The sequence below is a fragment of the Pseudomonas sp. Lb2C2 genome (genome assembly GCF_052112205.1).
Lineage (GTDB): Bacteria > Pseudomonadota > Gammaproteobacteria > Pseudomonadales > Pseudomonadaceae > Aquipseudomonas > Aquipseudomonas kilonensis.
On record NZ_JAUTYW010000004.1, the window covers coordinates 383,532 to 409,489 of the forward strand.

The 25,958-nt window shown below is 51.8% G+C and carries 19 protein-coding genes and 1 pseudogene; 16 read left to right on the plus strand and 4 right to left on the minus strand.

Translation table 11 applies throughout. From position 1 onward, the window contains the following. Positions 1–3 precede the first annotated feature (3 nt). The 8 genes from Q7F16_RS13735 to Q7F16_RS13770 all read left to right on the plus strand — a co-directional run bounded on the left by Q7F16_RS13735 (position 4) and on the right by Q7F16_RS13770 (position 12,091). Entirely contained in the window at positions 4–1,353 is a 1,350-nt protein-coding gene (locus tag Q7F16_RS13735; RefSeq protein WP_409556309.1) for an aspartate aminotransferase family protein, read from the plus strand. Between the two features lie 2 nt (positions 1,354–1,355). Next, a complete protein-coding gene (locus Q7F16_RS13740) occupies positions 1,356–1,796 on the plus strand; it encodes a hypothetical protein (protein WP_409556310.1) in 441 nt (146 codons plus the stop codon). Between the two features lie 77 nt (positions 1,797–1,873). Beyond that, entirely contained in the window at positions 1,874–3,586 is a 1,713-nt protein-coding gene (locus Q7F16_RS13745) for a phytoene desaturase family protein (protein WP_409556311.1), read from the plus strand. Between the two features lie 68 nt (positions 3,587–3,654). Beyond that, positions 3,655–5,130, plus strand: coding sequence for an NAD-dependent succinate-semialdehyde dehydrogenase (locus tag Q7F16_RS13750; protein ID WP_409556312.1), 1,476 nt, complete (start codon positions 3,655–3,657; stop codon positions 5,128–5,130). Between the two features lie 332 nt (positions 5,131–5,462). Next, positions 5,463–6,911, plus strand: coding sequence for an APC family permease (locus Q7F16_RS13755; protein ID WP_409556313.1), 1,449 nt, complete (start codon positions 5,463–5,465; stop codon positions 6,909–6,911). 159 nt (positions 6,912–7,070) lie between these two features. Continuing rightward, positions 7,071–8,147 (plus strand): tartrate dehydrogenase, encoded by a 1,077-nt coding sequence (locus Q7F16_RS13760; RefSeq protein ID WP_409556314.1) that lies wholly within the window; start codon positions 7,071–7,073, stop codon positions 8,145–8,147. Between the two features lie 149 nt (positions 8,148–8,296). Then, positions 8,297–10,417, plus strand: a complete 2,121-nt coding sequence (locus Q7F16_RS13765) for a methyl-accepting chemotaxis protein (protein WP_442092222.1) — start codon at positions 8,297–8,299, stop codon at positions 10,415–10,417. 813 nt (positions 10,418–11,230) lie between these two features. Next, on the plus strand, positions 11,231–12,091 hold the full coding sequence (locus tag Q7F16_RS13770; protein WP_409556315.1) for a poly(ethylene terephthalate) hydrolase family protein: 861 nt from the start codon (positions 11,231–11,233) through the stop codon (positions 12,089–12,091). Positions 12,092–12,311: 220 nt separating this feature from the next. Here Q7F16_RS13770 and Q7F16_RS13775 read toward each other — a convergent pair whose 3' ends face one another. Further along, positions 12,312–12,887 carry a response regulator transcription factor gene (locus Q7F16_RS13775; RefSeq protein WP_409556316.1) on the minus strand — a complete coding sequence of 192 codons (576 nt, stop codon included), beginning with the start codon at positions 12,885–12,887 and terminating at the stop codon, positions 12,312–12,314. Between the two features lie 539 nt (positions 12,888–13,426). On the opposite strand from Q7F16_RS13775, the gene Q7F16_RS13780 reads away from it, so the two are divergent. The 6 genes from Q7F16_RS13780 (at position 13,427) to Q7F16_RS13805 (ending at position 19,628) form a co-directional block, all read left to right on the plus strand. Further along, positions 13,427–14,770 carry an MFS transporter gene (locus Q7F16_RS13780; RefSeq protein ID WP_409556317.1) on the plus strand — a complete coding sequence of 448 codons (1,344 nt, stop codon included), beginning with the start codon at positions 13,427–13,429 and terminating at the stop codon, positions 14,768–14,770. A gap of 80 nt (positions 14,771–14,850) precedes the next feature. Further along, entirely contained in the window at positions 14,851–15,627 is a 777-nt protein-coding gene (locus tag Q7F16_RS13785) for an SDR family NAD(P)-dependent oxidoreductase (RefSeq protein ID WP_409556318.1), read from the plus strand. A 98-nt stretch (positions 15,628–15,725) separates the two neighbouring features. Further along, the gene (locus Q7F16_RS13790; RefSeq protein WP_409556319.1) at positions 15,726–17,126 is read left to right on the plus strand and encodes a GntP family permease; all 1,401 of its coding nucleotides are present in this window, start codon (positions 15,726–15,728) and stop codon (positions 17,124–17,126) included. Positions 17,127–17,286: 160 nt separating this feature from the next. Continuing rightward, positions 17,287–17,736, plus strand: a complete 450-nt coding sequence (locus tag Q7F16_RS13795) for a cupin domain-containing protein (RefSeq protein ID WP_082344403.1) — start codon at positions 17,287–17,289, stop codon at positions 17,734–17,736. 98 nt (positions 17,737–17,834) lie between these two features. Continuing rightward, positions 17,835–18,137, plus strand: coding sequence for a DUF1330 domain-containing protein (locus Q7F16_RS13800; protein ID WP_409556320.1), 303 nt, complete (start codon positions 17,835–17,837; stop codon positions 18,135–18,137). Between the two features lie 228 nt (positions 18,138–18,365). After that, the gene (locus Q7F16_RS13805) at positions 18,366–19,628 is read left to right on the plus strand and encodes an OprD family porin (protein ID WP_409556321.1); all 1,263 of its coding nucleotides are present in this window, start codon (positions 18,366–18,368) and stop codon (positions 19,626–19,628) included. A gap of 928 nt (positions 19,629–20,556) precedes the next feature. Here the strand turns inward: Q7F16_RS13805 and Q7F16_RS13810 are convergent. Further along, complete coding sequence (locus Q7F16_RS13810) at positions 20,557–21,303, minus strand: SDR family oxidoreductase (protein ID WP_409556322.1); 747 nt, start codon at positions 21,301–21,303, stop codon at positions 20,557–20,559. Positions 21,304–21,501: 198 nt separating this feature from the next. On the opposite strand from Q7F16_RS13810, the gene Q7F16_RS13815 reads away from it, so the two are divergent. Both Q7F16_RS13815 and Q7F16_RS13820 read left to right on the plus strand, forming a co-directional pair. Next, positions 21,502–22,380: a phytanoyl-CoA dioxygenase family protein gene (locus Q7F16_RS13815; protein WP_409556323.1), complete on the plus strand. Its 879-nt coding sequence runs from the start codon at positions 21,502–21,504 to the stop codon at positions 22,378–22,380. Between the two features lie 37 nt (positions 22,381–22,417). After that, on the plus strand, positions 22,418–23,314 hold the full coding sequence (locus Q7F16_RS13820) for an alpha/beta hydrolase (RefSeq protein WP_409556324.1): 897 nt from the start codon (positions 22,418–22,420) through the stop codon (positions 23,312–23,314). 405 nt (positions 23,315–23,719) lie between these two features. Here Q7F16_RS13820 and Q7F16_RS13825 read toward each other — a convergent pair whose 3' ends face one another. Both Q7F16_RS13825 and Q7F16_RS13830 read right to left on the minus strand, forming a co-directional pair. After that, the gene (locus Q7F16_RS13825) at positions 23,720–24,424 is read right to left on the minus strand and encodes a methyl-accepting chemotaxis protein (RefSeq protein ID WP_409556382.1); all 705 of its coding nucleotides are present in this window, start codon (positions 24,422–24,424) and stop codon (positions 23,720–23,722) included. Between the two features lie 153 nt (positions 24,425–24,577). Further along, positions 24,578–25,861, minus strand: a pseudogene (locus Q7F16_RS13830) (PDC sensor domain-containing protein); the annotation flags it as partial. Positions 25,862–25,958: the final 97 nt, after the last annotated feature.

The window sequence follows — 25,958 nt, forward strand, 5'->3', positions numbered from 1 at the left end:
ATAATGAATCGTCCACTGATGATCAACTCGTTCGATCCTGCTCAGGCTCATGACCTGGACCCAGTGATCGAACAACTGCTCAAACGCCGCGCAAAAGTGTTGGGCCCGTCCTACAAGTTGTTCTATGAAAAGCCTGTGCACTTCGTCCGCGCTGAAGGCGTGTGGATGTACGACTCGCACAACACGCCGTACCTGGATGTGTACAACAACGTGCCTTCGGTAGGACATTGCCATCCTCATGTCGTGGAGGCGGTTTCCAAGCAGATGGCACTGCTCAATACCCATACCCGTTATCTGTACGACACTGTACTGACCTACGCCGAAAAGCTGATCGCGACCTTCCCCGAGGAATTGGCAAACGTCATGTTTACATGCACCGGCAGTGAGTCATCGGACCTTGCGGTACGAATCGCGCGTTGTCATACCGGTAATACTGGCATCATCGTGACTGAAAACGCCTACCACGGCATTACTGCCGCGATTGCCGAGATGTCCCCCTCTTTGGGTGAAGGCGTGGCGCTGGGCAGCATGGTGCGCCTGGTCCCGGCACCGGACGCCTATCGTGCGGGCGACAAGGACGTCGGCGACGCGTTCGCCGAGTCGGTTGAAGCGGCAATTGCGGACATGCTGCGTCACGGCATCCGTCCGGCGGCGCTGGTGACAGACACCATATTCTCCAGTGATGGCGTCTTCTCCGACCCGCGTGGTTTTCTGGTCAAGGCCGTCGAAGCTGTCCGCCGGGCTGGCGGGCTGTTCATCGCTGACGAGGTCCAGCCTGGTTTCGCGCGTACCGGCGATACGTTTTGGGGCTTCCAGCGTCACGGTGTCGTACCAGACCTGGTGATCATGGGCAAGCCAATGGGCAACGGTCTTCCCATCGGTGGTGTGGTGGCGAAACCGGAACTGCTGACCCGTTTTGCCACGACCGCGCGTTACTTCAATACCTTTGGCGGTAACCCGGTTTCCACCGCCGCGGCGATGGCGGTACTGGAGGTGATTGAAGCGGAAAGCCTGCAAAAGAATTCTCTGGTGGTCGGTGAGTTATTGCGTGCCGGTCTGCGTGATCTGGCCAAGGAATACCCGGTGATCGGTGATGTTCGGGGTGCGGGTCTGTTCATCGGTGCCGAGTTCGTCAAGGACCCGCTTACCAAAGAACCGCACGAGGAACTGGCCATGCAAGTGGTCAACAAATTGCGCGACCATAATGTGTTGATCAGCGCTTCCAGTCCGTTGGGCAACGTTCTGAAGATACGCCCGCCGCTGCCATTTACCGCCGACAACGCCGCCTACTTCCTCGACATTCTGGCCGAAGTCATGGCCGATCTGAGCAAAACCACCGGTGTGAGGGGGTGATGATGAAAACCTACTCCATGCTGATCTACTTCACCGGCAAGGCCGAAGCCATCGGCCACGCCACCGGTGTCGTACGGTCCCGTGCCCAGGGGCTGATTCTTGCGCTCGACCCAGTGGCGGATGTGCAGGGCGAGGGAGCGTTGCAGGTGCCGACCGGTGTCGCACACTTCGATACGGTGGTGACCGTGCGGGGCGAGCAAAGTTGGGAAACCGGTCGAGTCGACTTCCCCGGGATCGACAGCTATCTCGATGTTGAAACGGTCATGCCAGGCCAGTTCAAAGTGCAGGCAAGCGGCTACAGCACCGGTTCGATCGCTTGGCGCGTGATTCGTGGTGGTGGCCGATTCGAAGGCGCGACCGGCATTGTGACGGGCAATTTTGTCGGTCACCCGGATGACACCTTCACCGATCACCAGTTGTTCAAGTTGGTGCTGCCGGCCTGAGTCGCTGGCCGTGCAGGCGGCCTGTTCACCGAGCAGGTGGACAGGCATTCGATTTCACATTCAGATGGAATGACGCCGTGAGTAAGCATAACGATCTTGATGCCCTGATCATCGGTGCCGGCCATAACGGGTTGGTGTGCGCAAACTATCTGGCCAGGGCAGGCCTCAAGGTATTGGTGTTGGAGGCCCGTCCGATTGTAGGCGGCGCCTGTACCAGTGAAGAACTGATACCGGGCGCTATTTTCTCTTCTTGCTCGTACATTCAGATGATGTTTCGACAGGAAGTGGTCGACGATCTGGAACTAAAAAAATACGGCCTGGAGTCAGTGGCTCCGGGCTTGCAGGAAATGGCGCTATGGGACGACGGCGATCGTGTGATGTTCTGGCAGGAGATCGACAAGACCCTACGTTCGATCGAAGATCACAACAAGGCCGATGGCGCCAATTTCATGCGTTTCGCCACGCGGCTCAAGCGTTTCGGTGAGCTGACGCATGAGATCCAGCTCAGCGACCCGCCGACTCAACAACGCTTGAAAGCGATCTTTGACGACGCCGGTGAAAGCGTGCTGTACGACGCGTTCATGACGGCTTCGGCCGAGGACCTGCTGAAGGACTACATAGAATCCGATCGTCTTCGCGGCTTCATGATGTTCATGGGCCTGGTCTCCACGTGGGGAAGTCCAACCACGCCAGGCACGGCCTATGTATATGGCTATCACGCATTGGGAGAGTTCGAAGGTCAGTTCGGTCGTTATGGCCTGCCGAAAGGCGGGATGGGCATGATCAGCGAATCGCTGGTCAGCGCCTTGCAAGCATTCGGCGGAAGGGTTGAAACGAGTACGCCCATCCAGCAGGTGTTGATTGAAGAGGGGAAGGCTGTGGGGGTTCTGCTGGCCTCGGGCGAGCAGATTCGTGCGCCGCTGGTCATTTCCGGTGCAGACCCGACTCGCTCTCTGGTGGGGTTGTTACCCGAAGGGGCGCTACCAGAGGCGGCAGCAGCCGATGCCAAGGAGATTGATCAGCGCGGTTCCATGGCGCGTATTCATCTGCTAGTGGACGCTCTGCCGGATTATGTCGGTTTTCCGACCGGCAAGCTGGGGCCCCAGCATCAGGGTTTGAACATTCTCGGCCCATCCCCAGCCCTGTATGAAATGGCTTGGCAAGCACAGCAGCGTGGCGAGTTTCCGGATGACATGGTGGTTGAGGCGCTGATTCCATCTGTGACCCACCCGGGTCTGGTGAGCCAGCCAGGTACTCATACGCTCTCGTTGGGGGTGCAGCAATTGCCATTTGACCTGGCCCATGGAGACTGGGACACACGTAAGGAAGAGTGGGCTGACAAGGTGCTGGAGATCTATTTCCGCTATGCACCGAACATGCGCAATCACATTCTCGCTCGCCACGTGATCACCCCACTGGATCTGCATCGCGACTATCACATCACCCGTGGAAACATCTTCCACCAGTCCATGATCGGCCTGGACAACCTCTTCGACAATCGTCCCATCAAAGCGGCGGCGCATTACCGCACGCCGGTTCCTGGTTATTACCTTTGTGGTTCCGGCAGCCATCCCGGCGGCGGTGTCAGTGGTATGCCCGGGCACAACGCGGCGCAACGCATCCTTGCCGACCTGGCCGGGCAAACCGATACGGCAGCGGGGCGAAAGGTGCTCAAGGCGGATAACGGGCTGATTGGCAATTTGTTGAAAACGGATGTCGGGCAACGCCTCGGCTATCAGGTCGCCAGGTCGCGCATTTTTCGAAGCCTGACCGAACGCCTGAGCAAGTGACAGCGATTGTGTACGGCGTGTCTTTCTCTTGATGGGAAGGCGGCATAACCGAATAGGTGGATCACTACATGAAACTTCCAATCTTTACACCGGGCTCGAACGATGGCGGTCGTCGCAAGATGTTCGTCAATGGTCAATGGATCAGCGCCTTTGGCTGGTTCCCGGTGCGTTCTCCCGCGACCGGGGAAATCATCGCCGAGCTTCCGAGCGCCGGTATTGAAGAGGCGATGCTGGCTGCCGATGCCGCCAGTGCCGCCTTCCAGACCTGGCGTCAGACAACCGCTCATCATCGGTGCGCACTGCTGCGTGCCTGGTACAACGCCGTTATCGAACACACCGAGGGCATTGCCCGTACCATCACCATGGAAATGGGCAAGCCGATTCAGGAAGCCCGTGGAGAAGTCGTTTACGCTGCGTCGTTTATCGACTGGTTTGCCGAAGAAGGGCGGCGTGTCGGCGGCGAAAGCATGCCGAGCCAACATGGCAATAAACGGCTGGCGACCCTGCAACAGCCGGTTGGGCCTGTGTATGCCATTACACCGTGGAATTTTCCTGCGGCGATGATCACCCGCAAGCTGGCGCCGGCGCTGGCAGTGGGGTGTACGGCCATTGTCAAACCTCCCGTGCAAGCACCGCTCACAGCGCTGTATTTCGCCAAACTGTGGGAAGAAGTCGGGGGCCCTCCTGGAACCTTGCAGGTGATTACCACCACGGATCCGCGGACGGTGTCTCAGGTGATGTTCGATGATCCGCGTATTCGCAAACTCACCTTTACCGGTAGCACTGAGGTGGGCAAGCGTCTGTACGAACAGTCGGCCAAGACACTGAAAAGGATGTCTCTGGAATTGGGGGGGCATGCGCCGTTCATCATTTTTGAAGATGCCGATCTGGACGCGGCGGTAGATGAGGTCGTGGCTTGCAAATTCCGCAATGCTGGACAGACCTGTGTGTGCACCAATCGCATCTATGTCCATCGCTCAATCGCCAATCAGTTCGCCGAAAAACTCGCCGTTGCGGTCAATCGGCTCCAGGTGGGCGACCCATTGCTAGAGTCCACCCGGATAGGCCCGTTGGTGGATGAACATGCACGCGATAAAGCACTCAGCCATATCACCGATGCGGTGGCCCAAGGTGCTCGAATCATCGCCGGAGGTGTCCGGATGGAAGGCTTCTATGTTCAACCGACAGTGCTCCAGGACGTGACTGCAAAAATGTTGATCATGCAGGAGGAAACCTTTGGCCCGGTGGCGCCGCTGATTACGTTCGACAGTGAAGCTGAAGTGGTGGCGGCAGCCAACGCATCGCCATACGGCTTGGCGGCCTATCTGTGGACAAGGAACTTGACCCGAGCGCAACTGGTTGCTGAAGCGTTGGAATACGGAATGATCGGCGTCAACGATGGAGCACCATCGACCGCACAAGCACCGTTCGGTGGCAATAAGGACAGCGGCCTGGGCAGGGAAGGTGGTCACTGGGGACTTCAAGAGTATCTCGACGTGAAGTTCATATCGACCAAACTTGAACGTTGTACTTTGGAGTCATAAATACACGTCTTATATCATGAACGTCTGTTCTAAAGCATTTGATTTGGGCGCGAACAGTCTGGAGAGATCTTTTGGTTGTCGCGGTACAGTAATATGACGGATCTACGAACAACGTCTGCACCGATTCATCAATAATAAGGACACTTGTTACTACGAAAAAACCAGAAAGTGCCGAGGTGTATATAGGCACGCTGCCAAGTATTGCTTGTTTAACGACTGCCTCGCTTTACCGAAATAAAAAACTCACTACCTACAGGGTTTTAGCGATGTCATACGAATATAGTAATAAACCAGCTACGCTGGAATTAACGGGATCAACACCGGGAAAGACCATGAACCCAAGTTCTGATAGCCGAGACCTTAAGCGAAACAGTATCGGCATCATGGGTATCGTGTTCTTTGTGATTGCCGCTGCGGCTCCACTGACCGTGGTTGTCGCGTTGTTCCCTGTCATCATTGGTTCCGGAAACGGCATCGGCATCGCCGGCGCATTTGTGGCGGTCGCCCTGGTGCTGCTGCTGTTCGCTGTGGGTTACGTGGCGATGAGTAAACACATCACCAACGCTGGGGCGTTCTACGCCTACATCACCAAAGGCATCGGTCGCCCCATGGGACTGGGTTCTGCTTCTTTGGCAATTTTTTCCTATAACGCTATTCAACTTGGTCTGTACGGAGGTATCGGCTATTACCTCAATGAGTTACTCGGCAAGCAACTCAACCTCCATTTGCCGTGGTGGGTTTACTCCTTCACGGCCATGGCGATGTGCCTGTGGCTGGGGTTACGGCGTTTGCATGCAGGCGCCGTGGTGTTGGCGGTCCTGCTCACGCTGGAGACGGTAATCATCCTGATACTGGACCTGGGCATTTTGTTTGGCGATCACGCGGTGCCAGTGAGCCAGTTTTCGTTTGAACCATTCAGCCCCTCCGCGACGTTTTCCGGCGCAATTGGTGTCGCTCTGATGTTCGCCCATGCTTCGTTCATTGGCTTCGAAGGCACGGCCATCTACGGCGAGGAAGCGCGCGACCCCAAACGCACGGTGCCGATTGCCACCTACATCGCAGTGATTTTCATGGGCGTGTTTTATGCGCTGACAGCTTGGTTGATCATTAACGCGATCGGCGCAAATGAAGCGGTGGCAGTGGCCAAAGACCAATCGGGCAATCTGATTTTCTGGGTCAGTGACAAGATACTCGGAGGTTGGGCGACCGAGCTATTTCAGGTGCTGGTGATTACCAGTCTGTTTGCTGCCATCGTGACGTTCCACAGCAACGTTGCCCGATACCTCTACTCTTTGGGGCGCCAGGGTTTGCTCAGCCAGAAGCTGGGCTCGACTCACCCGGTCCAGAAGTCGCCCCATGTGGCGTGCTACGTGCAAACTGCAATGGTGGCCATAGTGGTCGCGATCTTCGCGGTGCTCGGGCTGAACCCCTACGACACGCTATTCACCTGGTTTACCGGTGTCGGTGCGGCCGGGATCATTACCATCCAGTGCATTGCCAGTATTGCGATCTTTGTGTTCTTCCGTCGCTCCAAGGTGGATAAGCGGATGTGGCACACCTTTCTCGCGCCGCTGTTAAGTGTCGCAGGTCTCCTACCGTTTCTTTATTTTGCCCTGACCAGCTTCGATGTCTTGCTGGGCGTACAAGGCGCACTTGAGGTGTTCTTCATGGCGCTGTTGTTTGGTTCGTTTGCGCTGGGTTTCCTGGGCGCATTTTACTTAAGTGTCCGGTCACCCGAGAAATATGCACGGTTGGAGTCCTCGTTAGGCGATCAAGTCTGACAACTCGGTGACCTGTCTTTGCCGCTGCTGCGATGGGCGCAGTGGCGGCTAAATTAATGATGATGAACGTAAAGTTAAAGTTATTTATCGCGCTTTGTTATTGCTTGAGTCGATTTAATTAATAGCTATTGCTGTTTGATAATCAAAAGAGGAAGTGTAATGAGCAAGACGTTTCGAATTGCAGCGATTGCCGGCGACGGAATCGGCGTCGAAGTGATGCCTGAGGGTATTAAAGTTGTGCAGAAGGCTGCTGCCAAGTACGGTATTGAGCTTGAGTTTCAAAATTTTGAATGGGCCAGCTGCGATTATTATCTCGCCTGCGGCAAGATGATGCCTGACGACTGGTTTGAGCAACTTAAAGGTTTCGATGCCATTTATTTTGGTGCTGTTGGTTGGCCGGACAAAGTGCCAGACCATATTTCTCTTTGGGGGTCCTTGTTGAAATTTCGCCGGGAGTTCGATCAATACGCGAACATCCGCCCGGTGAAGTTATTCCCTGGTGTGGCATGTCCCCTAGCCAATCGCAAGCCTGGAGACATCGACTTCATCGTTGTCCGGGAAAATACCGAGGGTGAATATTCTTCAGTAGGAGGCCGGGTCTTTGAAGGTACTGAACATGAGTTCGTGCTGCAGGAATCGGTATTCACCCGGCGAGGTGTCGACCGCATCCTCAAATACGCCTTCGACCTCGCCCAGACACGATCACGCAAATATGTGACCGCCGCTACCAAGTCAAATGGCATGGCAATCAGCATGCCGTACTGGGATGAACGTGTTGCGGCGATGGCGGGCAACTACCCCGACATCAAATGGGACAAGCAACATATCGACATCCTGTGCGCCCGCTTTGTCTTGCATCCAGATCGCTTTGATGTGGTGGTGGCGTCCAACCTGTTTGGCGACATCCTCTCTGACCTCGGCCCGGCCTGCACGGGCACCATTGGGATTGCGCCTTCGGCCAACCTCAATCCGGAGCGCAAATTTCCTTCGCTGTTCGAACCCGTCCACGGCTCGGCGCCAGATATCTTCGGCAAGAACATCGCCAATCCTATTGCCATGATTTGGTCGGGTGCGTTGATGCTTGATTTCCTGGGTGGCGGTTCGGAGTTCCGTGCTGCTCACGATGCAATCATGCAGGCCATTGAGACGGTCATTGCGCAAGGTCCTAAGACGCGTGATTTGGGCGGACAGGGATCAACCCAAGAGGTAGGCCAAGCGATCGCCGACGCTCTTTAACTTCGCCTGTTTAGCAAGTGGTGGTGCTTTCTTCGTTGGGCCGCCACTTGCGTTTTGTTTAGATGTTATCCCGCAACGTGTGGGAGCAAAGCCAGCAGGACCATGCACTCGAATGACTGACGAGTTGTTGTAACTCACGGAGCGTTGACATGTCCATTTTCAGCTTTTCCATAAAGCTTCGCATAACGCTGCTCGCGGGCATTTGCATGTTGGGCGTAGCGGCCATCTTGATAGGTTTCTCAATCTACCGGATCGACGCTATCTCGACATTGAGCAATGAGTCCAGCTCACTCACCATCAAAGAGGGGGCATTGCAGTACATGACCAAGCTGGGCGAGCAGCAAGCCCAAGTTGTGAGTCAACGATTCGTCACCAGTAGGGTTTTTGGCGACACGGTCATGCACCAAGTGATCTTCCAGCGTGAACAAGCAAAGCGATTAGCCTCGGACACCAAAACATTGCGTGGTGACCTATTCAAACTTATGCAGCTGCAAGTGGCTGCTAATCGGGACGTACTAGGTTTAGGAGTAGGATTCGAGCCCAATGCATTGGATGGCGATGACGCTCGTTTTACGAACCAGCAAACCGATGGAGGGAATGAAAAAGGTCGTTTCGCTTCCTACGCATCCACGCTTGTTCCGAGCTATACCATGAGCGAAAAGGAGATGGCCGATGATGGGACTCCAGGTACTTTTTGGTACACCTGTGCGTTCAAAACCAAACAAGACTGCGTAAGTAACCCGTATGCGTTCACTAATGCCCAAGGCATCACGACGCTGATGTCGACTGTTTCAGTCCCTTTGATGAGGGGTGATTCTGTGCTCGGCGTTCTATGTGTGGACTTAAGTTTGGCAAGCCTGCAAGAGCTGGTAGAAAGGTCCAGCCGTGCGCTTTACGGCGGCAATGCACAGGTAAGTTTCATCAGCGCTGACGGGGTTGTTGCCGCTCGAAGTGGTGAGCCCCAAGCGGCGGGAAAGCCTTTGGTAAGCGTAGATCCTGAGCTTGGAAAACAAATCTCGGCGAGTACGAAAGGTGATACTCCTGAGGTACTTGAGCGTGACGGGAACGTCGTCGTCATCATGCCGTTTTCCCCCATTCCAGGTGCACAGCATTGGAGTATTGTCATTCAGGTTCCAGAAGTGGTCCTGCTGGCCTCGGCTCGACAGCTCAAAGAGGCGCTGGACAAAGCAAACAAGGATGCGGCTGGCATTCAACTCATGGTGGGTATTTTGGCGGCATTATCAGGATTGGTGCTGATATGGATGCTGGCTCGTAGCATCACGCAGCCGATCCTACGTGTTGCCGCGATGTTCCAGGACATCGCAAGTGGTGAGGGTGATCTGACACGGCGGGTGGACTATGAAAGACATGATGAAATCGGGAATTTAACGAGTTGGTTTAACCGGTTTCTTGACAAGCTGCAGCCCATTATCGCTCAAGTGAAATCATCAGTTGATGACACCCGTCGTACTGCTGACCAGGCAGCAGACATTGTTACGCAAACCAATAGCGGCATGCAGCAACAATTGCTTGAAGTTGACCAGGTCGCAACTGCATCTCAGGAAATGAGCGTGACTTCGCAGGAAGTGGCACGCAATGCTGCGTTAGCAGCTCAAGCGGTTCGTAATGTTGATCTCGCGACCCAGGAGGGTGTGCAGACAATCGACAGAACCACTGATTGCATCACACAACTTGCTACGGAAATGCATCAGGCGATGCAACAAGTAGAGGCGCTGGCCAACAATAGCGAGCAAATTGGGTCAGTCCTCGAAGTAATTCGCTCTGTTGCTGAGCAAACGAATCTTCTTGCCTTGAACGCTGCGATTGAAGCGGCCAGGGCAGGTGAGTCTGGTAGGGGATTTGCGGTAGTCGCGGACGAGGTGCGTCATTTAGCCAAGCGAACCCAAGAGTCGGTAGGTCAGATTCAACACGTCATCGAACATCTTCAATCAGGTACTCGAAGCGTGGTTCAGTCGATGCAAAACAGTCGCAGCCAGGCCGATAGCAGTGTTGCGCAGGTGAAACGTGCTGTGGGAGCGCTTCAAAAAATCAATCAGGGTATCGAGATTATCAGTGAGATGAATATTCAGATTGCCAGTGCAGCGGAAGAGCAGAGCGTCGTTTCAGAGGAGGTGAATCGTAACTTATCCAGCATCCGGGACGTCACAGATGTTCTGGCACGACAATCGAAAGATTCTGCGAGCATCAGTCAATCCTTGAATTTACTAGCGAATCATCAGCAGCAACTTATGGGCGGGTTCCGCACCTAGACTCGCATAGAAGAACAAGTGCATATTTTACAATGAAATTGTGCTGATTTATAAAGTCTATACTCCTACGATCATCCAAAACAAGCCCCTGTTTTATGCGGTTTTTTCGATGTCCAATGAGGAGCATAGCAGAAGCAAGTGGCCGCAAACTCAACAAATGTCCAAGTAGTCTCCCAGTAGCGCCAAGGAAGGAGAAGTGGTTCTCCCACATCCATTAGTAGCTCTTTGTTCTTGATTCGCTTTGTCAAATATTTGGTCGTACCGTCTCCAGTGAAATACACACGGAGGCAGTTTACGGATTTGACGAATTCATAGAATCCAATACACTTGGGTCCCATGTCTCTTGACTAAGGAAGGCAGTTGCCCCTGGTGGAGTAGAGATTCATTCAATACGCGGACTTGGATGCGTGATGTATCAATCTCCGGATCAGACCGGTTAGTCATCGGAGACTCAGTATTGGGTATAAATTGCTCATCTCCAGCCATCTCTTGAAAAAAAGGCCAGACTGGACGACCAATCAATCAAGATCGCAGGCTGGGTAATGATATAAAACAAGCAGCCCTAGGTAGTCTGCGCAGCGCTGAAAGCGCGTCTTTGCGCACATAAGCGCTTGGCCGCGCCAGCTCGGTCGACCTGAGCTCATCGAAAGATTGAAGAGTGCTAAATCGTTGAATGGACAGGCCGTCGACATGAGGCCTGTCGATGGAAAAATCGCATAATGGGATGCTGTAGTAATGATGAGATTGGCAAATATTGGTTTGATTGTTCTGGCTTTCGCTGGGCTAGTCGGCTGTGACTCCGCGAGCCAACCAATGGTCAAAGAACGTTATTTTAACGGCGTGTCGACTGCCAAGCCGCTTGAGGCGAAGTACACTGGGTTAGGGGAGTTCACGGTCGCATCGAGAACCTTCAGCAGTGGCGAGGAGAAGTTCCCGAGCTATAAAATTTGGTATCCAGCGGAAATGGAACAGAAGAACAAGGCCTATCCTCTCGTGATCATGGCCAACGGCACCGGTGTTACGTATCCCAGGTATGAGCCAATCTTTGAACACTTAGCTTCTTGGGGATTCATCGTCGCTGGAAATGACGATGAATGGAGCGCACTCGGGTCATCCTCGGCCAAAGAACTGGATTTTATACTTGCTCAAAGTAAAGATCCTTCTAGCCTGTTCTACCGCAAGGTAGACGTTCAAAAGATAGGCATTGCCGGACACTCGCAAGGTGGGGCGGGCGCAATCCACGCAGTCACGGATTTTCCAAACGGTTCAAATTATCGAGTACTTTACAGCGCAAGTGCCGTCTCACTATCGATGATTGAATCATGGAAGATCGACAAGAGGTGGATATATGATGTCAGCAAGATTCGGATTCCTTACATGATGGTCGCGGGAACTGGAGGTATTGATGCCAAGACAATTGCACCGCTGGCGTCCCTCGGAAAGAATTTCGACGATTTGACCGGAAACGCGATCGCCGTGATGGCACGACGCAGAGGTGTAGATCATGGCAATACGCTTGATCACGCTGATGGCTACATGACAGCTTGGTTTAGATTCCTGTTGCTCGGTGATATGGAGGCTAAGGGGGTTTTCTCAGGTGTCGAGCCGGAGATTCTTCAAAACGCGAGGAATTGGCAGGATGTTAAGATCAAGGGCGAGCAATCGCGACCTTGACCCAGGGCTGTCAACGCGGCGTCGCGACATAGCATCAGGCGCTTAGCGGGCTATCGCCGCGATACCGCGTTTGAAGGACAAGTTGGCTCGCCTCAGATTCAGGTGGAACAAAGAGGCTCAAGTCACAACAGTCTGAGGACTACTTGGATGTCCGTGAATTATGGGATTGCGTACGGCGCGACAGTGTGCCGACATCGCGAATAAATAAAAGGATGGTGATCTACTTTAAGACGATTATTTTTGAGACCAATTCAGCACTATTTTTTGCCTTCAGCTTTTTCATAAGCCGTCCACGGTGAACCTCAACAGTGCGATGTGAAATGTCGAATTTACGCCCGATCTCTTTGCATGTGAGCCCATTGACGATATGAACGGCGATCTCCCGCTCTCTAGGCGTGAGGTTGACGGTCGGTCGGACAGCTTGATCAATCCGCTCAAAATGCCAAACCATGAGATGAAAAGGATCTTCTGGCGTCAACGTGTACCCCTTAGCCCTTGCCCAAAAAACCTCACCGCTTTGATGCTGCATAAAGCGTTCATCTGAGTACGAACCATTCTTGGCATGCCTTAACCAATTCAGGCTGCGATCACCGATGATCTTAAAGTCCGCCTTAGACGGGTAAAGCTTCAGTAGATGCTCATGGAGCAGCTCTTCTCGCTTGAATCCAAAGAGAGTCGCGAATGCATCATTGAGCTCCAGTATGCGCCTATCGCCCGTAATCACCTGGGGCGCAGGAGAAACCTGGAAAGCAAGACGTTCGAGGTCTTGTAGCTGCTGGCGTGTTGGGTCAGTCATCGTTCTCCACCCTGAAATAGGTGCTCGTCCAAGCCTAATCGAACCTTAGGTTACCAATCCCTGTACGTAGTTGCACGAATAGCGAAAGCTGTCGGCATTGCGGCAATCTAGGTACTCCTTACCAAACGAAGCTAGGAAAACGTCATGGCGAGCGTGAGATACCGACATCTGTAGGTCAATATCACGCATCACAGATATACCGGAGTGTTTCGTAATTATCATATAAGTTTCTTTTAGTAGTTGTTATCAAAAAAATTGCGATGGTTTTGATAGTGGAATACCTGTCATGTCTCTGTAAGAGAGTGCCAGTTTTCTAATTAACAACGAGTTAGTAAAGGTCGAGAGCGAAAATAAAGCATGCCGTCACCATGAACATTACTAGAGGCGCGCTTGTACCCGGTGCGGAAGCTCTTCGCCTGCTGAGAAGGACCTGGAGTTGCTAAAGCTAAAAAGAAAAAATTGCACGGTGGTAATAAGTCTCCTTGCTTTATGAGGAACGATCTGCACTTTCCATTAAGAATAAAAAGAGGGAATCTCAGATGCATAATGATAGCCTTGCACGCCATAGAAGAAGAGCCTTTATCGGTGCGACCTCCGGCCACCTAATTGAGTGGTATGACTACGGTGTATACGGATTCTTAGCCGTCTACATCGGACATGCGTTCTTTGTCTCAGATGATCCAACGACAAGCTTGCTCAGCAGCTTTGCTGCATTTGCTCTCAGTTTTTTTATACGACCACTTGGAGGACTGTTCTTTGGCCCCCTAGCTGACAAAATAGGCCGTCGTCGGACGTTAGTCACCGTCCTCATTATGATGTCAGGTTCAACGTTTCTGATGGGACTTCTTCCTAGTTACGCGTCGATTGGTATCGCTGCGCCCATTCTCCTCGTGCTCATCCGCTGTATGCAGGGCTTCTCTGCCGGGGGGGAAATAGGAACGATCACAAGCTACATTTCTGAGTATGCAGGCCCAGGAAGACGCGGTTTTTCGACTTGCTGGTTAATGGTAACCGCTGTGCTCGGCCTCGTTTTGGGGGGTGTAGTCGCTAACGGACTTACTTGGATTCTCGGCGCCGAGCACATGCAGAATTGGGCGTGGCGCTTACCTTTTCTAGTCGCGGGCCCAATGGGTTTGGTCTCGATGTACATCCGCCTCAAATTGGAAGACAGTCCCGAATTCATAGCTATTCAAAGTAGAGGTGAAACCTCCAAAGCTCCACTGCGAGAAGTGTGGTTATGGAAGCGAGCTGTCACTCTGGTGTTCTTCATTATTTCGCTTCATAGTTCAATCTTTTATCTGGTACTCACCTTTTCATCGACCTACATGTCTCGCATATTGAAGTTTGACGCGGTAACGACTCTTTTTCTGGTTTTCATCGCAAGCGTTTCTGCTGCGTTTGTCATGCCGTTTGGTGGGATGTTCACTGATCGATATGGACGCAAACCATTTCTTCTGATTGTGGGCTGTGCAGCGACCGTGGCGATGTACTGGCTATTTAATGTTGCTGAAGGTGCGACACCAGGTTCGTTCTTTCTGCCTTTGATGGTGGTAGCAATTTTATTCGGATTGTATGCATCCTCAACCTACGCAACAATGAGTGAACTTCTACCTACGCGTATCCGTTCCACTGGTATTGCGGTTGCTTACAATATTCCAGTAGCCTTATTTGGTGGGAGCGCTCCATTTATCTCTACTTGGTTAATTCAAATGACTGGAGATATATCGTCGCCGTGGTACTTCTATGTGGGTACTGGAGTGATTTCGATTGTGGCTCTGTTGATTTTATCCAAAGAAGATTTTGTTGCGGTATCAAGCTTTTCCCAGATTACCACTTCCGATAGTGAACGCAGTGTTTCTATTGGTCGTCAGATTCAGCGATAGTTCAGCCAATAGTCAGATTTAAAAATTAATGATGGTTGGCGTATTAAAATAATTAAGAAGCATGGCCTGAGGTGTATGGTATGAATTTTGAAAACAAAACTGCTTTTGTAACTGGCGGCGGTTCGGGCATTGGCGAAGCTGCTGCGGTTGCGTTGGCTACAAGAGGTGCTCACGTAGTAGTAGCTGATCTGAACCTGGAGAACGCAACTAAAGTCGCAAACTCCATTTTGGAGCAAGGTGGCAACGCCATTGCTGTATTGATTGATGTGTCGAATGCTAACTCCGTTGATTCCGCGTTCAATACTGCCGAGGAATGGTATGGAGACACGACACACCTCCTAGTCAACAGCGCTGGCATTCTGGGCATTCACGCGTTCATCGACTATCCGGTGGAGCTTTTCAACATGGTAATGGCTGTGAACGTCACAGGTACTTTTTTGTGCTCGCAGCGTGCTGGCAAAAGCATGTTAAAGGCGGGATATGGTCGTATTGTCAATGTTGCTTCAGTGAGCGCCGTACGTGCTGGGATCGGGCGTACAGCCTATGGAACTTCTAAAGCAGCTATGGTCGGGCTCACCAAACAGCTTTCAATGGAACTAGGACCTCATGGCGTTACAGCGAACGCCATTGCCCCAGGCCCGGTTCTCACTCCCTTGACTGAGGCGAGCTATACACCCGAGACGATTGAGGCGTACACCTCAATGATCCCTGCACGCCGCCTTGGTGTACTTGACGATATGACCGCGACAATTCTTTTTCTTCTATCTGACGGTGCCGCATACATCAACGGCGCATATTTGCCGGTGGATGGGGGGTATCTCGCGAGCGGTGTAAGCAAGACAGGGAAGTTGAGTTAACTAGCTTTGTTTTCTAGGCTCTTAATGGGCCTAGAATCAGTTAAATCTACGAAGTCTGCTTTAAATAATAATAAATCTAATTAGGTGTGAGATATACTATGTCTGTGCTTATTGCGTTGGCAGCGTTAGGTTTCCTCATGTTCATGGCCTATCGGGGCCACAGTGTCATACTGGTAGCACCAGTGGCGGCCCTCGGCGCTGTTTTTTTTGTCGATCCGTCATCCGTCGCACCCATCTTCTCGGGTGTATTTCTTGAAAAGATGGCGACATTTCTGAAACTGTATCTGCCGGTGTTTCTGCTTGGTGCTGTATTTGGGAAGGTCGTTGAAATATCCGGATTTTCAGAGGCAATTGTAGCTGCAGCAATCCGCTATTTTGGTCGTTCTAAGGTTAACTTAATCGTTGTTGCAGCGTGTGCGCTGATGACTTACGGTGGCGTTTCTGTATTCGTTGTGGTTTTTGCTGTATATCCGTTTGCAGCGGAGCTTTATCGACAAAATAATATTCCCAAGCGTCTGATGCCTGGTGCACTAGCCTTGGGTTCTTTCTCGTTTACTATGGATGCCCTTCCCGGTACACCACAAATCCAGAATATAATCCCAACTACTTTTTTTAATACAACGTCTTGGGCTGCTCCAATACTAGGTATATCGGGCTCCATATTTGTATTAATTGTAGGTTTGATCTATTTGGAGTATCGACGCAAATCTGCTATGTCGGTGGGCGAGGGTTATGGCGAGGCTCATACTAATGAGCCTGAACGTGTCCAGTCCGCAAATCTACCTAATCCCATTCTGGCGTTGACTTCTTTGCTAGTGGTGGGGGTTGTTAACTACTGTCTCACCATCTACATTCCGACTTGGTACAGCGCTCTATACTCAATTAGTCCCGAAATTTTTCCAGGGTTGCCGACGCTTATTACTGGAAAAACTTCTAGCACAGCCGCCATTTGGGCAGTACAGGGCGCGCTACTTTGCGGCATCTTATTTGTGGCCGCTGTTGCATTTAGGCAGATCCGCGAGCGCTTTGTAGCGGGCGCAAAACAAGCTGTCTCCGGCGCTTCTATGGCGGCGCTCAATACAGCGTCTGAATATGGTTTCGGTAGCGTCATAGCAATCCTGCCAGGTTTCCTCGTGGTTAGTAGTGCTCTCCAATATCTCCCCGATCCCTTAATAAAGGCTGCTGTTTCGGTAAGTACGCTGGCAGGGATCACAGGGTCTGCGTCAGGAGGGCTGAGCATTGCACTTGCCGCAATGGGCGATCAACTTATTGCAGCGGCTAACGCTTCAAATATCCCGCTTGAAGTTATGCATCGCGTCGTATCGATGGCAAGCGGTGGCATGGATACGCTACCTCACAATGGTGCGGTGATCACATTGCTTGCCGTCACTGGGCTCACCCATAGACAGTCATACAAGGAGATATTCGGGATAACCATCATCAAGACCATTGCAGTGTTTTTTGTGATTGCGATGTTCTATACCACAGGGCTTATTTGAATAGTGTACTACGGCCGGTAGTGTCATTTTTTGGTCATGTCTGCAGTAGTAGATAATCTAAAAGGCTTGTTGGCTGAAGCTTTAGCAGCGTATTTCGTAGGCGATCGAAGTATAAATATTTCCCACATGATTATCGCCTAATAAAGTAAGGAGAGAATAGATGCAAGCTGAATCGAAAGTCTCGCTGGAACTCCCAGAATCTGTTGCCGAACTGGCAAAAAAATTAACATATGTCACTCCGCAAAACGCCCCTTTTGTTCCTGGTCGTCGTGCTTTTTTCAAATATCGCGATCTTGGCTTAACCGATGCAACCGCCGGTGTAGCTAGGGCGCAGGTCACCTGCGCAACTGATGTAATGGAGCAGACTGGATGGCATTATCACATCTGCGATGTTCATTTTATATACGCACTTCGGGGCTGGATTGAACTTCAGTTTGAAGACGGGCGCACTATCCGCGTTGAAACTGGCGAATCGCTATTTATCCCGCCAGGACTCAAGCACAATGAAACAGCTATCTCATCGGATCTTGAGCTGTTTGAAATGTCAGTGCCTGCGAAAATGGGAACAGTCGCCTGCGAGCGGCCAAGTCACTTGCCAGCAGGTTTTTAGTCAACCACCAAGCAATCTAGAAAGGCGTGAGGCGGGACTTCTATGGTTCCACCTCATATGAATGCTCAGATTAACTTGTTTTGAAAAGGGGGGTGGAAATGAGTAAGAAGGGTTACCTTTTTGCGGAGCTTACAGTTACCGATCCAAGTGCCTTTTACGAGGAATATATGAGCAGGGTGAAGCCGGTAATAAAGAAATTCGAAGCTAAATTTTTAGTTGCAACCGATTCGCCTGAAGTGATTGAGGGTGAGCGAGTCGTGCCACGCGTTATTTTTCTCGAATTTTCGTCCGTCGAGAAAGCTCGCGAATTTTACTACTCCCCAGAGTATGAAGATATTATCGATTTCAGATTCAGATCCTCATCAGCTCACCTGTATATTCTTGATGGGGTCGCCGGGTAGTGTCTCTACTTACTCATGCGATTTTGGATTCCAGATTGCATTCAGCTTACTATGGGTTTCTCTAGAACTATTGCTTCGAGGTTGGTCAGAAGTTGTCGGTAATTAACCGGCGAAAAGGAATATTTATACCCCGCTGTACTTGGTAAAGTGAAAAGCACTGCAATTTCATTAAATGAACCACAGTCGAGTGGTTCATAACTCGCACAAAATAAAAACAAGGTGCCAGTGATGCTTTATTTTTCTCAAAGAGTCGCGTGTGTCTGCTCGTCTCTGTTGTTTGCTCCCTTCGCTTCCGCAAATTTTGTCGATGATTTCAAGGGCAACCTTGAACTCAGGAATTTCTATTACAATCGAGATTTTCGAAATGAAGGCGCAGTTCAGTCCAAGCGTGATGAATGGGCGCAAGGTTTTATCGTAAATCTTCAGTCGGGTTTTACAGATGGGACGGTGGGCTTCGGTGTTGATGCCCTCGGGTTACTCGGCGTGAAATTAGATTCGAGTTCGGATAGAACGGGATCTGGCCTGCTTGCTTTTGATTCCGATCGCAATGTTGAGGATGAGTACGGTAAGTTTGTTGCCACGGCAAAAGTTCGCTTAGGGAAATCGGAAATTAGGATTGGCGGTGTCAATCCTCTTATGCCCTTGCTCTGGAGCAACAATAGCAGGCTCTTGCCACAAGTTTTTCGTGGTGGCCTACTAACCGTCAAGGACATTGACAGACTTACGGTGACAGCGATACGCATCAATGCGGTCAAACAAAGAAATTCAACTGATTTTGAATCTCTTACGGCTACTGGGTATGCTCCGGTTGAGGCAGATCACTATAGTTACTTGGCCTTGGACTTTAAACCCGCAAATAATTTAGCACTAAGTTTACATTCGGCTGAGCTTGAGGATCTTTATCGTACATATTTTGCTGGTATGAAAACTACGCAGCCATTCCTTGACGGAAATGTAATAGCAGATGTACGTTTTTTTGATTCAGGGGAAAGCGGGTTAAATAAGCTTGGCAACGTTGATAATCGGACGTTAAGTAGCTATTTTGCTTACAACCTAAAGGGACATACCTTCGGTGGCGGTTATCAGAAGGCGTGGGGCGATACGCCATTCGCATTCGTCAATGGTGCTGATTCTTACCTCTTCGGCGAATCGTTGGTAAGTACCTTTACCGCACCAAATGAGCGAGTTTGGTTTGCTCGTTATGACTATGATTTCGCGGCGTTAGGATTGCCTGGCCTATTGTTTACTACCAGGTATGTCAAAGGGGACGATGTAGATCCAGAGCTACTGACGACCCGCCAAGCTGCTGCTCTGCACCTGACCGGGGATCAGGGAAAAGAATGGGAACGGGTAACCGATATTTCATACGCTATCCAAAGTGGGCCTGCCAAAGGCTTAGCGTTCCAATGGCGTAACTCGACGAACCGCTCAACTTATGCGGATAGTGCTAACGAAAATCGCTTCATCATGCGCTACACCTTCAATTTTTGAGTGACCTTCGTAGGGGCCGCGCTCTTGCGTCGGCCTTTTAAACAGACGGCACCTTCACTTGCAATTCCGTTCCGCAAGCGGGTTTCATCTTGGTTGTAATTTTTAAGCGCTCCTCCGAGCAGCAGCTTTAGTTCAAACATCGGAGTAATCGCTGCAAATATTTTCTGGGGACGTAGCTCGAAGGTGGGCCTTAAAGGAGCATCAGATATGACCATCCATTGCGCCTCAGCACACTGTCAGAAGAACAGATGGAAGATTCGCAGAGAGCTGTTCTCAAGGATATTCTCAGTGACCCACGAGTCAACTTCGACGGCCCGTTTTTTCGCGTCGATTCACAGTCCTGAGCTTGCCAATCATGCGCAAAGGCTTGGTGCGTTCTGCAGGTACGGTACGCGCTTGGAACTACGATTAAACGAGCTAGCTATTCTCGTCACTGCTGCCTGGTGGCAGTCCTAGGCAGAGTGGAAAATTCACGAGCCAATTGCCCGCAGCGCGTGGGGCTCAGACCTTGTCATAGAGGCTATCAAGCAGCAGGTCTTACCCGAATTCAGCGTGATGACGAACGCATCGTCTATCATCTCGGAAAGGCGCTCTATGAAGATCGTCGTGTAGATGACGCCCTGTACGCAGAGGCCGTCAGTACGCTTGGTGAACCTGCAGTTATCGAGTTGACAGGCGTTTTTGGATATTACGCGTTGGTGGCAATGGCACTCAACGTATTTGCCGTGTTGCGTAATGTAGCTGCGCCGCTCCCGTTTTCCTAGCTCTAGCTCTAGCTCTTGCTGAAGTAGCAATCCCAGCGTCACTCATTTTCTACGCCGTCGCGTCATCGCGCCGTTGACGCGAAGTCGAGGTGCCGCAATGCGATAGAACGGATTGCGCAGTGGTCGCTGGCACCAGCCTTGATGAAAGCGAAGAGGGCGTCAACTTACTGCGCAAGGAATCCGCCGTCGACCACAAATTCGGCTCCTGTCGCAAAGCGCGACTCGTCTGAAGCCAAGAAGAGCGCCATGTTGGCAATATCGATAGCTTCGCCCAAGAAGCCGATAGGATGCAGTTTCGCTAATTGCTCCAGTTCAACTGGATCATTTCCAACCATTGGCGTCACTATGTACCCAGGGTGAATGCTGTTGACCCGAATCTTGTAGCCACTTCGGCCAGCATGCAGCGCAGCAGATTTGGTGAGGTTACGGATTGCGCCTTTACCTGCGCAATATGCCGCGTATTCTGGATGGCCGACAATGCCTTCGATGGACGATAGATTGATAATCGATCCACCTTTTTCTCGCAGGTTCTTGAAGGCATGTTTTATGCCGAAGAAACTGCCATTGAGGTTGACTGAAAGCTCCTTGTTCCAGTCGTCAAAGCTCATGGTTTCGACATTGCCGGGTACCGCGATGCCAGCGCTGTTCATGACGACGTTCACGAAACCAAACTTTGATACTCCTGCCTGAAACGCTGAAGTCCATTGACTCTCATCCCGAACATCCAAGCGGGCAAATATTGCCTCACCACCTGCAGCCTGGATAGCTTGCACAACTGAACTAGCCTTCGCCTCATCGATGTCACAGATGACAATTTTGGCGCCTTCTTCTGCGAATCGTATGGCGCTGGCAGCCCCAATGCCTGATGACGCCCCGGAAATCAACGCAACTTTGCCTTCGAGTCTTTTCATTTTGGTGCCCTTTAACGATAGGAATTGTTGAGGAGACGCTATTCGAACTTCGCCAACTTGCCTAGCCAGTATTGGCAACGGATGCAGAGGGCAGGAAACGACTACGGTGCCACGTCGGCTTGCCGATTATGGATAAAGGAATGCTCATTCGCCTTGTATAAAAGCTCCACGAACACCTGAAGTTTTCCGGAGAGCAAGATGAGTAGCAAAAAAGCGTTGGTCACTTTGCCTAGCAGCGCGAGCATCGACGACATCCTTGAGTGCCTGGAGCGCGATGGTGGGTGCATTGTTAAAAACATGCTCAAGCAACAGACCATCGACGGATTATGGGCTGATTTGGTTGACGTGCTGGACGTTGCTCCTAACGGCGACGGTTCCTTCGTTGGGCGTAAAACAAGGCGCATATCGGGGCTGTTTTCCCGGTCACTGCACATGCAAGAACTCATCACTCAGCCACAGTTGTACGGCGCAGCAGAGAAGCATCTGTGCAAGCCTTTCAAATACTGGCTCGACGGTGTTCAGCACGTGTCCATCCCAGCGCTGCAGATGTCATTGACCCAGGCAATCATGATCATGCCTGGTGAAGGAGCACAGCCGCTGCATCGGGATGATATTGCGCACCACCGCCGTCACCCTGGCCCTGACAGTCAGATCCAGGTGTTGTATGCATTGAGCGAATACACCGAGGCAAATGGTGCGACGCGAGTTATTCCAGGTAGCCACAAATGGGATGACGATCGTGCGCCAACCTACGAGGAATCCGTGCCGGCTGAGATGAATGTTGGTGACGGCTTGATCTACCTCGGATCGACGTACCACAGTGGTGGCAAAAACACGACGGTGGACAAACCACGTACTGCGATCGCAACTACCTTGGTTTTGGGTTACTTGCGCCAAGAGGAAAACCAATACATCGCTGTGCCTCGTGAGCGTGTTCGTGAGTTCCCCGAGCGTGTTCAGCGCCTGTTGGGCTGGAGCACGAACCCACCGTTCTGCGGATGGATCGAGATGCGCGATCCCAATTATCTGGTTGCTCCAGATGCCGCTTTAAATACCACCGCCGAAGACATCCTTTAACGCACATTAACGGGCGGCGACGCCTGGAGAACCAACAATGCGCAGTGACATCAGCTTCGAAACTACCGATGGCGTGACGCTCCGAGGGTGGCTGTACACTCCTGAAGGACAGGCAAAGCATCAGTATCCGGCCATCGTCATGGCCCACGGTTTTACTGCAGTAAAAGAGCAGTACCTGGATAAATACGGTGAAGTATTTTCGCAAAATGGTTTTGCCGTATTGATCTACGACAACCGTAATTTCGGATCGAGTGATGGTCTTCCTCGGCAGGAAGTTGACCCCGTCCTACAGATCCGCGATTACCGAGACGCCATTACGTTCGCGTGTACGCTTGAGCAGATCGACAGTCAGCGGATCGGCATCTGGGGGTCAAGTTACAGTGGTGGACATGTTTTACAGGTAGCAGCTTTTGATCGCCGGGTGAAATGTGTAGCGGCACAGGTGCCTGATATAAGCGGGTCGATGGATGTGCGCCTCGCTATTCGCCCCGACTTGCTGCCTGTAGTCATTGATGCATTCGAGGTCGACCGGGCTGATCGCTATGCGGGCAAGGTCCCTATGATGCTCGAAGTCGTTAATGAAGACCCAGCGAGTGATTGTGCTCTTCCAGGGCAGGATTCCTACGATTTCTTCGTCCACAGTGGACGAACCATCGCTCCTGCTTGGCGCAACGAGGTAACGCTCAAGAGCGTTGAGATGCTCAATGAGTATGAGCCGGGGTCTGTCATTGATCGCATAAGTCCGACTCCGCTGCTGATGCTTGTGGCCAAGCGCGATACGTTGACGGTCACGGATTTGGCGCTCAAAGCATACGAGCAGGCGCTTCAGCCGAAGGCCCTGGTTCTACTTGAAGGTGGTCACTTCGACCCTTACGTCAAATACTTTGAAGCTTCGAGTAAGGCAGCGACGGACTGGTTCTTACAGCATCTGTAGATTTACTTGCGAAGCCAAAAGCCCCGGATATTTCCGGGGCTTTTTTCGTCAATATTCTTGGCGGTCAGGTTGAATGTGATTGGCGTATGTGGCGGCGATCCCAAGGTCTCCGCGACCTTCAGCAACGGCCATCTCCATGCAGTGAAGATTGGCCGTGAAGAGGCTGGCTCGTTGTCCTGAATAAAACATGGTCTGGCGCCACGATTTCACTGCCGCTACGTAAGGTATGAAGAAAGTGAAGCTTGAGAGATCGGCGACTTGGATCAGGGAGTCCAACGCCAGGACTTCGCGAACAGATGGTCGAGACCACTTTTTATTGGAGCTGGCGCTTTGGCGCCTACGTTGGCAGATAGCTCTATTTAATATGGTGATTGCGCCCCTGTCCGAGGGCGCGGAGTACGGAAATCAGACCTTGAAGTGGCCGACCTTTTCTTCGAGTGATTTAGCCAACTGATCGAGGTGCATGCTGATAGTTTCCAGCTCCTGGCCGTTCACTGCCAAGCTCTGAGTGAAGTCTCTGATGTTGCTGACGTTTGCGCTTACTTCGTCAGCCACGTTGCTTTGTTCCTCTGTGGCCGTCGCGATCTGCAGCGTCATGTCATTTATCTTTCCGACCCCGACGCTCATCTGCTGAAGTGCATCCCCCACCTTGGCAAACTCTTCAACCGTGGTGCATGTCAGTAAGTGGCTGTCGCTCATCGCTGAGACCACATTGATGGTGTTCAGTTGGAGGGCCTCGATAACTTGCTGGCTCTCTGACACCGAATCTTGGGTTCGCCGAGCTAACGTTCGAACTTCGTCTGCGACAACCGCAAATCCTCGTCCGGCTTCGCCCGCTCGAGCTGCTTCGATCGCTGCATTCAACGCGAGTAGGTTTGTCTGTTCGGCGATCCCTCGAATGACCTCCAGTACGGAACTGATCTTCGTACTGCTATCGGCGAGCGCTTTGACCTGTGACATGTTCTGGCTCATGCCATTGGAGAGCTTATGAATTGTTTGACTCGCGTTGACGATGATCCGATCAGCTTGTGTTCCCGCGAGATTACTATCTTGCGCCGCCTCAGCAGCTGATGCGGTGTTCCTGGCAACTTCCTGTGCAGTCGCAGCCATTTCGGTAGACGCCGTAGCGACCTGATCGACCTCATTCGCCTGAGAGTTCGACCTAATGCGAGATGCCTGTGCTATCGCGGACGCTTGCGTCGCAGCCTCGCGAGTTTGCTGGGCTGATGCTTGGATCTCTTTGATAAGGGGCTGCAGTTTGTCCAAGAAGCGGTTGAACCATCCTGAAAGCTCGCCGAGTTCGTTAGGCTGGCGGTAGTTGATTCGCTTGGTCAGGTCGCCGTCGCCGGTCGCAATTTCCTTGATCATGAGCGTGATCACACTCAATGGTTGAAGCGATTTGTGAATGACTACCGCGCATAACAAGAGACCTAATGTTCCGAGCAGCGCACCGAACATAATACTTTCCCACATGCCTGAACGGCGCCGTGTATCTAGCTGGACTGCCAGCTTGTCAGCAGGTGCCATCAACGTATCCCATGGAACATCGATTTTCACTGCCCAAGGTGCTGACTCGCCAATTGGAGAGAAGGGCAGTAGCAACTGAAAATTATCGCGTTCGCGAGCGGCTGATATCCCAGAGGCAAATGTTCGTGCCTGAAGTCGCGCTCCATTTTCGGGCCATACCTCAGAAGCGAATTTTCCCGCTGATTTCGCAGAGGCGCTGTTCGCAGCGATTACGCCCAAGTCACTCACGATGCTCACCGTCGAATGCCCTTCATAAATATCTTGGGAGAGCTTTTCGCTTTGCCCCTGAAGGTCATTCAGGCTCAAGTCGACTACGAGCACACCCACATACTTACCCTTTTCCAAGTAGGGGGTAGCAAGCGATACGAGACCTTCAGTTTGGCCATTCAGTGTGTCGAAGTAAGGGGTAGTGATGCAGGGCTTAAGCGTACTCCTCGAGCAGCTGTACCAATAATTCATCGGTTGGCCGCTAGCATTCGGTTGATCTCCGTTGATAGTTTTTTCGTCTAATGCTGCTAATTCGAATGTAGTGCTGCCGTAACGAGAGTAATAGGTTGAGAAGCGTCCTATTTCGTTTGAACCGAACTCTGTCTTGCCTTTGAAGCTTTCATCTTCGCCACCTGCTTGATTGGGTTCAAAAGATACGTATAGCCCCAAGAAAGCAGGGTTGGCCGCGATTGCTTGATGAATGCTTTTGACCATGTCTCGCCTCAGGTTTTCGGCGCTAATCCGACCCTCCGCAAACTGATCTCGAAGCGTACCCATCTGCAGAGCTACCTGCTGAGCAAGGAGATTGGCATCGCTAAATTTTTTTTCTATGCGAGCTTGCTGGGCTTTCCCATTGCCAATGAGCTGATCGCGAGCTGCGACTTCTAATAGAACACTGCTCTGCGTTCGTATTTCATCTGAAGACACTTTTCCCTGGTAGACGTTGAGGGCAACGACGCTCGCCAGTGTCGTCACTAAGCATAGTCCTGCCAGGGCCAGCGTCCTGAACTTCATTGAATACATCGATAGCATGAGCAACGCCTCTGTTGGGCGCAGTGAACTGCGCGCATTGCATAAAAAAGGGCGCCTAGAAGACGCCCTGAGGGAAGCCTGATTTAGAGCTCAGCTG

Excerpts from the sequence above, each read along its gene's own strand:
- Q7F16_RS13735 (WP_409556309.1), top strand. The coding sequence starts at position 4 with ATGAATCGTCCACTGATGATCAACTCGTTCGATCCTGCTCAGGCTCAT.
- Q7F16_RS13740 (WP_409556310.1), top strand. The coding sequence starts at position 1,356 with ATGAAAACCTACTCCATGCTGATCTACTTCACCGGCAAGGCCGAAGCC.
- Q7F16_RS13750 (WP_409556312.1), top strand. The coding sequence starts at position 3,655 with ATGAAACTTCCAATCTTTACACCGGGCTCGAACGATGGCGGTCGTCGC.
- Q7F16_RS13755 (WP_409556313.1), top strand. The coding sequence starts at position 5,463 with ATGAACCCAAGTTCTGATAGCCGAGACCTTAAGCGAAACAGTATCGGC.
- Q7F16_RS13760 (WP_409556314.1), top strand. The coding sequence starts at position 7,071 with ATGAGCAAGACGTTTCGAATTGCAGCGATTGCCGGCGACGGAATCGGC.
- Q7F16_RS13765 (WP_442092222.1), top strand. The coding sequence starts at position 8,297 with ATGTCCATTTTCAGCTTTTCCATAAAGCTTCGCATAACGCTGCTCGCG.
- Q7F16_RS13770 (WP_409556315.1), top strand. The coding sequence starts at position 11,231 with ATGGTCAAAGAACGTTATTTTAACGGCGTGTCGACTGCCAAGCCGCTT.
- Q7F16_RS13775 (WP_409556316.1), bottom strand. The coding sequence starts at position 12,887 with ATGACTGACCCAACACGCCAGCAGCTACAAGACCTCGAACGTCTTGCT.
- Q7F16_RS13780 (WP_409556317.1), top strand. The coding sequence starts at position 13,427 with ATGCATAATGATAGCCTTGCACGCCATAGAAGAAGAGCCTTTATCGGT.
- Q7F16_RS13785 (WP_409556318.1), top strand. The coding sequence starts at position 14,851 with ATGAATTTTGAAAACAAAACTGCTTTTGTAACTGGCGGCGGTTCGGGC.
- Q7F16_RS13790 (WP_409556319.1), top strand. The coding sequence starts at position 15,726 with ATGTCTGTGCTTATTGCGTTGGCAGCGTTAGGTTTCCTCATGTTCATG.
- Q7F16_RS13795 (WP_082344403.1), top strand. The coding sequence starts at position 17,287 with ATGCAAGCTGAATCGAAAGTCTCGCTGGAACTCCCAGAATCTGTTGCC.
- Q7F16_RS13800 (WP_409556320.1), top strand. The coding sequence starts at position 17,835 with ATGAGTAAGAAGGGTTACCTTTTTGCGGAGCTTACAGTTACCGATCCA.
- Q7F16_RS13805 (WP_409556321.1), top strand. The coding sequence starts at position 18,366 with ATGCTTTATTTTTCTCAAAGAGTCGCGTGTGTCTGCTCGTCTCTGTTG.
- Q7F16_RS13810 (WP_409556322.1), bottom strand. The coding sequence starts at position 21,303 with ATGAAAAGACTCGAAGGCAAAGTTGCGTTGATTTCCGGGGCGTCATCA.
- Q7F16_RS13815 (WP_409556323.1), top strand. The coding sequence starts at position 21,502 with ATGAGTAGCAAAAAAGCGTTGGTCACTTTGCCTAGCAGCGCGAGCATC.
- Q7F16_RS13820 (WP_409556324.1), top strand. The coding sequence starts at position 22,418 with ATGCGCAGTGACATCAGCTTCGAAACTACCGATGGCGTGACGCTCCGA.
- Q7F16_RS13825 (WP_409556382.1), bottom strand. The coding sequence starts at position 24,424 with ATGGCTGCGACTGCACAGGAAGTTGCCAGGAACACCGCATCAGCTGCT.